The sequence below is a fragment of the Xenorhabdus griffiniae genome (assembly GCF_001028135.1).
In the GTDB taxonomy this organism is placed as follows: Bacteria; Pseudomonadota; Gammaproteobacteria; order Enterobacterales; family Enterobacteriaceae; genus Xenorhabdus; species Xenorhabdus bakwenae.
In genome coordinates, this window is sequence record NZ_LDNM01000160.1 from 1 (window position 1) to 10541 (window position 10541).

Annotated in this window: 7 protein-coding genes and 2 pseudogenes; 3 read left to right on the forward strand and 6 right to left on the reverse strand. The window is 35.5% G+C overall.

What is annotated here, in order from left to right; all coding sequences use genetic code 11:
- The first annotated feature begins 658 nt into the window (after positions 1-658).
- Positions 659-1693, forward strand: a pseudogene (locus tag AAY47_RS19140) (IS630 family transposase).
- A 14-nt stretch (positions 1694-1707) separates the two neighbouring features.
- Here AAY47_RS19140 and AAY47_RS19145 read toward each other — a convergent pair.
- Complete coding sequence (locus AAY47_RS19145) at positions 1708-2565, reverse strand: LysR family transcriptional regulator (protein WP_047771932.1); 858 nt, start codon at positions 2563-2565, stop codon at positions 1708-1710.
- A 146-nt stretch (positions 2566-2711) separates the two neighbouring features.
- On the opposite strand from AAY47_RS19145, the gene AAY47_RS23100 reads away from it, so the two are divergent.
- Positions 2712-3605 carry an MFS transporter gene (locus tag AAY47_RS23100; protein WP_255334708.1) on the forward strand — a complete coding sequence of 298 codons (894 nt, stop codon included), beginning with the start codon at positions 2712-2714 and terminating at the stop codon, positions 3603-3605.
- Positions 3595-4254 (forward strand): MFS transporter, encoded by a 660-nt coding sequence (locus AAY47_RS23105; protein WP_255334711.1) that lies wholly within the window; start codon positions 3595-3597, stop codon positions 4252-4254. Before AAY47_RS23100 ends, AAY47_RS23105 begins: the two co-directional genes overlap by 11 nt.
- A 156-nt stretch (positions 4255-4410) precedes the next feature.
- Here the strand turns inward: AAY47_RS23105 and AAY47_RS19155 are convergent.
- The 5 genes and pseudogenes from AAY47_RS19155 to AAY47_RS22135 all read right to left on the reverse strand — a co-directional run.
- Positions 4411-4995 (reverse strand): annotated as a pseudogene (locus AAY47_RS19155) (IS256 family transposase); the annotation flags it as partial.
- A gap of 73 nt (positions 4996-5068) precedes the next feature.
- Positions 5069-5410: a bleomycin resistance protein gene (locus AAY47_RS19160; RefSeq protein ID WP_047771933.1), complete on the reverse strand. Its 342-nt coding sequence runs from the start codon at positions 5408-5410 to the stop codon at positions 5069-5071.
- A gap of 254 nt (positions 5411-5664) precedes the next feature.
- Positions 5665-7761, reverse strand: coding sequence for a peptidase domain-containing ABC transporter (locus AAY47_RS19165; RefSeq protein WP_047771934.1), 2097 nt, complete (start codon positions 7759-7761; stop codon positions 5665-5667).
- The gene (locus AAY47_RS19170; RefSeq protein WP_047771935.1) at positions 7754-9028 is read right to left on the reverse strand and encodes an HlyD family secretion protein; all 1275 of its coding nucleotides are present in this window, start codon (positions 9026-9028) and stop codon (positions 7754-7756) included. Before AAY47_RS19170 ends, AAY47_RS19165 begins: the two co-directional genes overlap by 8 nt.
- Positions 9029-10012: 984 nt before the next feature.
- Positions 10013-10174 (reverse strand): hypothetical protein, encoded by a 162-nt coding sequence (locus AAY47_RS22135; protein WP_160300220.1) that lies wholly within the window; start codon positions 10172-10174, stop codon positions 10013-10015.
- Between the last annotated feature and the right edge of the window lie 367 nt (positions 10175-10541).

Genomic DNA, 10541 nt, shown 5'->3' on the forward strand with positions numbered 1-10541 from the left:
TCTGGCTAACCTTCTACGGTGGGACTTTCATCCACAAGATCAATACAGCTTTTCCCAGCGCACCGCCCAATTCAGCGAAAGGTTCCATGAGTGGGTGTAAATTGATTAATTTCAATGAGTTAAAATGAAATTCATTCTATGATTTTAAGCGCTTTCGATACTTTCGATATTATGTGTCTAGAGCAACCCAGCAAATTGACAATATAGGGGTGCGCTTGGAATTCGGAAAATATCCTACGTTAAGACTATTTTTTATCCAAAGTGGCATTGGTAACAACTTGAATTATTTACCGTGTTTTTTATTCGTAGCAAAAGCGGACGTTTAAGTGTTGATCATGATGGACATGGCAAATAAGTAATGATCTAAGGGATAAATAACATAATTTTAGGCTATGACATTTGGGTACACTTCTTTGTCATATGGGGTCAGACCAAAAATTCACTCTGATGGCGTGAAAGGAAACGGATAAAATCGGTAGTTAGAATTCAGATAATATCAATGTGCATAAAAAAACAGGCCTAGCATTGAATATGCCCGTTCCCCCTTGGCCTCCTACTAAATGCCTTTTCAAAATGGTAGGAGTATCAAAGAAACTCAGTCCAATTTTTGCGAATTTTGATTTTCCACAAACAAAAAAGCAAAAAGAAGGACTGAGTTATGCCTATCCTACCACCAATCTCCCGTCATGAACGGCGCCTGATGAAAAAAAACGGCACAAAAAACACGTAATAAACAGTACAGCATTCGCATTCTGGCCATTCTGATGGCTTTCAGGGAAAATCGGTCTGCCAAATCGTTGAAGCGCTTTGCGCCGCAGAATCTTCCGTATGGCGCTGGATAAAACGTTTCAAAACTGACGGCTGGATAGGGTTACAAAGTCAGCCTTCGGGACGTCCCCGCCGATGGAACTTAACCTGTCTCCTGCCTTTAATCACCTACTTGTTGACGCTTTCTCCCCAGCAGTTCAAATATATCCGCTCTCGTTGGAGTCTTGAACTTTTTGTCATACAAATCAAAAAAATAGCTAATGTGAAAATTTCAATCAGTACACTTTACCGGTTCTTTTGTCAAAATAAGATCGTTTGGCGGCGGGCCGCCCCGACATTAAACCTGCCTGAGCCGGAGTATGAAGAGAAAATGGCGCGTATTAATCAGGCATTATTGCAGGCTTCAAGCGAAAATCCGGTGTTTTATGAAGATGAAGTGGATATCCACTTTAACCCCAAGATGGGTTCAGACTGGTGTTTCAAAGGCCAGCAAAAACGGATTATTACCCCGGGCCAAAATCAAAAATATTACTTTGCGGGTTGTTATCATGTCCAAACCCGAGAAATCATTTATACTGGTTACGGAAGAAAAAACTCTCAATTATTTATCAATATGTTAGAAAAGTTAAAAGCCCATTATCGTCACGCAAAAACACTGACAATTATTTTAGACAACTACAGAATCCATACCAGTCGGCTCGTTGAAGATTGGTTGTCACAAAATCCAACGGTAACGCTGTTATTTCTTCCGGTATATTCGCCTTGGTTGAATAAAATAGAACGGTTATGGCAGTCGTTGCATGAAACGGTCACACGAAATCATTGTTGCCAGTACATGTGGCAATTGATCAAAAAAATTAAGCTCTTTTTGAATACAGCTTCAGCAAGTAGCTGGAAAGGAATAGGAAATATGGAAGTCTCATAATTATGAAAAGGCATTTAGGAAGTTCCATGCTCGCGGTAGGTAGCTGCTAATGTACGTAGCGCTTCTTTGGAACGTTGATCCGTGAGTTTTGAATGTAATATGATCCTAGAAGAGGGCAAATCCGGCAATTCAAATTTTTTTCCAACTTCAATAGCATCAGGGGGAGCAAGGCGACATGAAAAAGCAGAAACCGCGAGACCTGCTGATACTGCGGCCATAATAGCAACATTACCTCCCCCAACAAATACCTCTACCCATTCTATTCCTGCATTATCTAACGCATCAATGGCAATATTCCGAGAACGGCAACAAGGTGCTAATGAAGCAAGCTTCAATGGTTTTCCTTGCTGTTGATGGAAATTTGAAGCCGCAAACCAACCAAAATGTTCAGGGCCTAGGTCTTCACCGCTTCGGTAATCATCATCTTGCCTGACAATAACCGCATCCAATTCCCCACTATCAAAGGCTTCTAATAATTGAGTTGAATTTTCTAATCTGACCTCAATGGTTAAAGCGGGATCTCGTTCATTTAGTTTAGCCAATAATACAGGAATCTCAGGCCCTGCAACATGTTCTGCAATACCTAACCTGAAACGTCGACATTCACATGAAAGAGCCGTTATGGCTCTTTCATGTGCAGCAATAAACTCTCTTGCAGCGTTAATAAAAACGGTGCCTTGGGCTGATAACCGGACCAATCTGGGCGTCCGTTCAATTAATTTATAACCTAATCGTTCTTCTAGTCGCCTCAACTTAACACTTATCGCGCCCTGAGTTGTCCCTAATGCATCCGCTGCCTTAGTAAAACTTTTTAAATCAATAATATAAATAAATGCTTTTACGGACTCTACATCTAGCGCCATTCGATTCATTAATCATGCCATAATGTTGTCATAGAAATACAAAATCATAACATTGATATATAGATAATTCATTAATACTATTGTGAATAAGGCCTGTTTAAAAAGTAATGCATTAATTAAATTACCAATATTATCTATATAATCAAAGTGTTGTTATGAATATTACATCTATGCAGCAGGGGAAATATGCTTTAATTGCAGTTTGTTTATCTGCTCTTATGTTAGGATTGGAGATATCAAGCATCCCGCCAGTCCTTTCAACGATAGAAAAGATAATGAGTGCGAGTTTTAGCCAACTGCAATGGGTTATGACTGCATATACCATCGCAATGACAACCATTTTAATGGCTGTTGGTACAATCGCAGATCGTTATGGTCGTAAGAAAATATTTATTCTCGGTATTGTTTTTTTTGGTGTTACGTCTTTAATTTGCGGCCTTACAACCAGTGCAACTGTTCTTATTGTCGCACGTTTTTTACAGGGACTCAGTGCTGCGATGATGTTGATTTGCCAGATATCGATTCTTTCTAACCAATTTCGTGATGGAAAAGAAAGGGGCAATGCATTTGCTTGTTGGGGGATTGTTTTTGGTGCAGGGCTTGGTTTCGAACCGATAATCGGCAGCCTTATTCTGACTTATATAAATTGGCAATCGGTATTTTTAATTCACGTATTTTTATCCATTATCACCTTACTATTGAGTGTAAAAGGGGTACAAGAATCACGTAATATCAATGTTGCTAAATTGGATTTAAAAGGAATATTGACATTATCTATGGGTGTTTTCTGTTTGGTATTATTTATTACTCAAGGGCCGATGTTAGGTTTTAACAGTGTAGAAGCATTAAGTATTATTGGGTTATCAATTCTGAGCTTTATTGCTTTTGTATTTGTCGAACGTGCTAATAGCCAAGCTATGTTTGAATTTTCTGTATTCAAAATTCGTAATTTCTCTGGTGCTCTATTCGGGTCAATGGGACAAAATTTTAGCTTTTGGCCAATTTATCATCTACCTGCCTATCTATTTTCACTTAGGTTTGGGTTATAACAGCGTTGAAACAGGTTTAGCATTACTGGCATATACATTACCGACCCTTTTTATTCCTCCATTCGCTGAGCGTTTGGTCGCTCGTTACAAACCAAGAATGGTGATCCCTCTGGGGCTCCTCATCATTGGCACGGGGTTTATTTTAATGATTATTGCCAATAGGCATAACCAGAGAGAATGGATAATGCTGCTTGGTTGTATGTTAGCTGGCGTAGGCGTCGGTGCAACAAACACGACAGCAACAAATACGATAACGGCATCAGTTCCTGTTGAACGAGCAGGAATGGCATCGGGTTCTGACACCAGTGCCCGTATGATTTCATTGGCATTTAATATTGCGGTAATGGGATTTCTTTTAGTTGAAGGGATTATCGTCTATTTAAATAACCATTTAAATTTAATAGGTAACGAACAAATACGAGAATTAGCAGAAAAAATAGCGACTGGAGATACTACTGCTGTAGAAAGAAGTCTAGGCCATATAACAGATCCTGATGAAATTATTCACACCGCTTTAATTTCTGGTTTTGAATGGCTAATGGCTTATGCTGCAATAAGTGTTTGCCTGATGGCGATAACTAGCTTTATTGTCTTTTCTTTCAAAAGAAAAGCATCTAGTCAATCTATCCGTAATGAATATAAAAACTAATGGAATAATTACTCAGGACTAATCACTAAAATAACATGATACCGCAGCCCAGTTAGAGTAGAGCTGGGCTGAACAACTAAGCAGAATTTGAGTGATACCAATTTGTATATAAGAAAGCCTTAACGTAGGATATTTTCCGTTTTCCAAGCGAACCCCTTTATGTCCTTCAGTATTGATACCTAACGCGATAAAGACTGATTTATTGATAATCTGGTTATCCTGACGGACTTTGACCACCAAACAGTCGAGATAAACAATAGGATACAGGCTATCCAGTGGGCGATTTTGCCATTCCGTGACTTGCTCTTTCACCGCATCGGTCACTTTGGCAACCAAGGCGGGTGAAACATCCGCATCGTACAACTCTTTAAACGCGCCCGCGATATCACGGGTCGTCATTCCCCGGGCATATAACGCTAATATTTGCTCATCCATACCTGTGATACGGGTCTGATTTTTCTTCACAATTTGAGGTTCAAACGTACTTTCCCGATCACGGGGAATTTGTAATTCCAATGTGCCTTCGTCAGTCAGGAGAGTTTTAGAAGAGTAGCCATTACGGGTATTAGAGCCGGATTTTGGCTGATGTTTTTCATGCCCTAAATGCGTCGCTAATTCCGCTTTAAGTGCGGCTTCGACCGTCAATTTTTTGAGGAAACGGGAGAGCTGACTGAGATCTTCCGGGGTTTTGAGACTTTTAGCCAGCTCAGTCGCCAGAACTTGTAACTGTTTTTCGTCCATTTTATCACCTGTCTTAGTTGATTAGTTAAACATAATCGAAACAGGCAATTACACAAATTTAGAAACAGGGTCGTTAAACAGGCTGCCCAAACTTAAGTAAATTTCCACTTGGATCTATTAAGTGGAACTCCAACATGCCCCATGAAGTTTCGGTAAGCGGAGAGACTTCAGTCTGCGCTTGTAGTTCTTGAAATACACTTTGAATTTCTTTCACAAAAATATAGCAAGAAGTGTGTTCTGCAATGTATTGATCATTACATGCCCAAAAATGGATTTCAGCTTCCCCTCGGCTAATTATCGCATATTCATTAGGAACAATATTATCACAATGAAATCCAAGTTTATTTGTGTAAAAGTCAACTAATTCATTTAGATCCAATGCAGCCAATACAGGGACAGCCTCCCAATCGCTCATACCTTTTCCCTTTTTATATCGATAGCATTTTTAGTGCATACGGAATTGCCTGACAAATCACTGTGCGTTAGCCTCCAATCACCCTGTTCATATACTGCTGCTAGGATAAGGGCGGTTTTCATGACATAGATTTTCAGGGTGAAGTCTTGGACTGAACAAGTGCCTTTGGATGTTCATTATATCGCCAATTTAACAAAGTGCCCCAGGCTTTTTTATGGTCTCCACTGTTTACCACTGAAAAAGTATCACATCAGTTATATGTGTATTACTCTATCCGCTGATTCTATTGTCGATTTTCTATGTGCAATAATAATCCTTGTAATCTCCATTTTTTTTATCGCTTGATTTACAAAGTGTTCTCCTTCGCTATCAAGGTGGCTTGTAGCCTCATCCATAAAAATAATTCTAGGTTTACGATAAATAGCTCTTGCTATAAAAATACGTTGTTTTTGCCCCCCGGAAAGCCCTTCGCCCAACTCTCCAATTAGTGTTTCATATCCCATGGGCATTTTGATAATAATATCGTGAATATAGCTTGCCTTAGCGCATTCTAACATCCATTCTTCATCTACATTATCAGTAAATCCACAAATATTTTCTCTTATTGATCCGGAAAATAGTTTATCTTCCTGCATTACACATGAAATAATTTTATAGTAATTATTAGTTCCCAAGTTTTTTATATCCTTACCATCAACCATTACCCTTCCTGATTCAGGTGTGAATAATCCACAAAGCACTTTTAGCAAAGTTGTTTTTCCTGCGCCAGATGGCCCTACAATAGCTACACTTTCTCCTGGTAATATAGTAATATTCAAGTTCCTGAAAATGTATTGAGACTGGCTATCATAGCGGTAACTCAAATCGATAGTACTTAAAGAAACAGGTTTTATATCATGTGAATATAAAATATCTGGTTTATTATTCTCAATATCATTCAATGCGATATCAGAAATACGTTCATTGTGTAAGCTCATCATTCGAAATTTAAGTAAAAAATCTGTCAGTGATGCTATATGATCTGAAAATTGCCCTCTGAATAAACCGAAAGCTACAAACATACCTATTGTCATTTGATTATTGAGAACTAGGCTAGCCCCCAACCACAAAATAACAACTTGATCACATGCAGATATGAAGCTATTCACACCACCAAAAAAAAGATCCATTTTAGTGACTTTTATACCTGAATTAATTTTATCAATCATCAAATTAAGCCAATGTGCACTACGTCGCTCAATCATTCCTTGTATTTTTACTGTGGATATTCCGTACAGTGTTTCCATAAAGTATGAATTCGCACGAGCATCTTTGACCAATACTTCTTCTGATAACTGACGATAATAACTATATGTCAATAGTCTGATAATTACATATAACGATGTAAAACCAATAACAACCCAAGTTAGGTATCCTCCATATAACACCATCATAATCAATACACTAATAGACATGATGCTGTCCATGATTGCACCAATAACACTGGTGGTAAAAGTGGTTCTTAGAGTATCAAGAGATTCGAATCTGGACTGAATATCTCCTAATTTTCTTCGTTCGAAATAATATAATGGGAGGTGCATAAGATGAGAAAATAAGCTGGATTTCCATTGAACATCAATCAGAGATTCCATTACCAATGATGACCAACTTCGAATAATTCCCGTTAAAGTTCGTAGTAAAATAAAAAAAAACATTCCAGAGCATATTAGTGTTAATAGCCCATAATCTCCGGCAGGAATAACATGATCCATAACTAACTGTGTTCCAACCGGAACTACTAAATTGATGGTTTCGACTACAACAGATAAACAAAAAATCTTCGTTAAAGCCCCTTTTATTCCATGAATATTTTGGATTAGTGTTTTTAAATTGACTCTATTGCGTATAGTTTTAGTTGTAAACTGGCTATTAGGCCAAACTTCAAGCGCTACCCCTGTAAAATGTTTAGATACCTCAGCTAACCCAAGTACTCTACGTCCTCTAGCTGGATCATGAATAATAATACTATTTCGTCTGACACCAACTGCAACCACAAAATGATTAAAATCCCAATGCAATATGCAAGGCATTTTTAATTCACTAATTTCACTGAGATCTAATGATAGTGCTCTGGTTTTCATTCCAAGTTGTTCGGAAATCATACTGACTCCAGCTAGAGTTGAGCCACGAGAGGAAATATTAAACTGCTGTCGGAGATAAATAAGGTCGATATTTTTTCCATAATATCCACATATCATTGACAAGCAAGCCAACCCACACTCTGAAGATTCTGTTTGATGTACTACAGGTACACGATCAAGCAAGCCTATATCTAATTTTTTTATTATTTTTTTAATTAAATAATTATTCATTAATAGGTCCTATTGCGCTATGTTTTACATCATATAATGGTGAAAACATCCACTGATAAATTTTCCTTTTCTCAAGGAATAATGTAATTTGTGCTTTCATACCATTATCTAAGGTTAATAATTTATTTTTGTAATTTATTTCATTTTTTTCTGGTTTAACAATAACCTTATAATAAGGAATAGATAATGCATTGGAATTCCTAGGTGATCCTTGATATGTCATCATTTCTTGTTGAGACGCTGGATTTTTTGAAATAATCTCTATTTTTCCAGAAAATTGGCCAAATTTTTCAGATGGAAAAGCTTCATATCTTATATTAACTTTGTCACCTATAGATATGTAAGGGATTCCATCATTAGGAACCCAAATAGTGAGATAATAATTATTTATTGATTTAGGCATTATTTTTAATAAACTGTCACCATGATTTACCATTTGCCCAACAGTAACACTCAATGAGTCTATTTTTCCATCAGATAATGCTCTTACAATAACCTCTCCTCCTGCATCTGTATTTATTAATTCTTTTTGTAACTCATAGCGTTGAAGTTCCATTTGGTAAACTCTATTATCAAACTCAGCAGATTGAGTTTGTATTTGGCTTTCAATGTCTGTTATTCGTATTGAATTCAATTCATTTTGATTATAAAGACTTAATATATTGTTTTGATTTTGATAATACAAAGATACTTGATTAGTCAATTGATCTTTATTTATCAACCCTCTTTTTTGATAATCTTTATAATTATCCATGTTTTTTTTCATAATATTTATTCCTTCTTCTGCTTTTTTTATAATGTCAGAAGACCGTTCAAAAGCCGCATTGTATTTTTCTTTTTGTTTTTCTAATGTATCTAAAGTTGTCTTCTTATTTGAAATAATTCGAAATATAATATTATCAATTCGTTCAATTTGATTTTTTATATCTTTTCTTTGATTATCACTAACAACTCCACTACGTGTACTTCTACTAGTATCTATTAGGTAAATAGGATCTCCCTTGCTCACTATATTTCCCTCAGAAACAAACTGTTTGATCACAAATCCTTGATTAGATGAATAAACATCAATAGATCTTGGGGAGGTCGTAATTTCACCATTTACATTAATTCGTCGTGTATAACTTCCTGAAATTACAAACGTAAGAAAGAAAATAAAAAATAATACACATAATGTAATTAATAGCCAAGTAGGAAAACCGGGCAGTAAAAGAGCTTTTCCTATCCATTTCGTTTTTTGATTATTTATGGCTTCCTGACGAAACAAAAGCAACCTCCTTTGTTATTAATTTGTTGATTAACATTAAATCAATATTAATATAATTTAAACCATATTAAATAGACTATCATACTTAATGTAATACACAGTGGTGTATAAGTGAGATTTTTCAACGTTGATTTAAAAAACAATATATCTCATCATCATTATGGTACTAAACTCCATAAAAAAAGTATGGTTATAACATTAATAATCCGCCCTAACTTACTGAGTTTTCTCTACAAAAAATATAAAAATAATGTATCGTACCTTTAACTAGTTGAGGTTAATTTATGCTTTTCATATTTTTGTCGTTGGGTTATAACCGTTATTTCGCACTGATTTATTTATTTTTTGTGACAAACATTAAAGACATTAATGAAAAATAATTGATTTTAAGTATTTAATATAACATAAAGAGTATATTAAAAAGTTTTTTTTAATTTTTAGCTAACCAAGAAATCAGTTCATCTCCACCCAATAGATAGAAACTGTTGTTTTTAGCGTGAAGTGCGGTTCTTTACCAAGATCGTTATAAAGTACCCCAAAAGCAATAAACTCATTAAAATGACGCTAATTTCAGAGAACATGTAGTTATCTTTCATAAAATTAAATTTCAAATTTTATGCAGAATGGCAGTTATAAAGGATAGTTTTTTATAGGATAAATCTCCGGTAAAATAATTTTACGAAAATTTCATTTATAGTTCCACTCAGCGGTTGAATGAATCATACTATATTGTACCTGTATTTTGTTACCAACACAAAATGATATTCAATCTAAAATACCGTGTGGCTTCCGTATCTGTAATCCATGTTTCACCTCCGGTACAACACAGTATTGCAGCTAAATCTGACCGACTCAAGTCGGGGGTTTTAACCTTTCATATGAAAGAATAAACTCAATATGAAAAATATTTCAATGCTGTAGAATACTTCCTTACTTCTCAAGAATCGAGAAGTAAGGAATTTTCATAATATTACGTGGTTTTTATTAATTTTTAGGAGGAGCAGGGGGTTTAACAACAAATGGTGGGAATTTAGTAGGCCAGTTACCACTTCTTAAAGTAGGAGCAAGATCTTTTACAGGTTTAACTGCTTGTTCTGAACCTGCGCCGGAGATAATGGACATCATATCTTTATTAATTTCTTTCATATAGATACCTTTTATTATACAGAGTGAAAGTTGTTATTTATTTCTGACACTACGATCTTGGATATTAACAGATAAAAAATAAAAAGCACTAAAAATATAAAAAAATTAAAACCATATTGAATGATTGTAACTAAATGTAATAAATAACAAGCTAATTAATAAAATGTTATAAAATTAATCGCAGGCTATTTTATTAAAAAATTTAATATAATATAGAAAATATATTATTTTAAATGAAAGTATTTTTATAATAGGATTTTGGTTAAATAATTTATCGGTTAGATTATATTTGATTGAATTAAGCGTAGCGTGGGGAGAGCATAAAAATGTGTGGGGCAATTATGCCGCAACCGCTTCTGTCCAATAA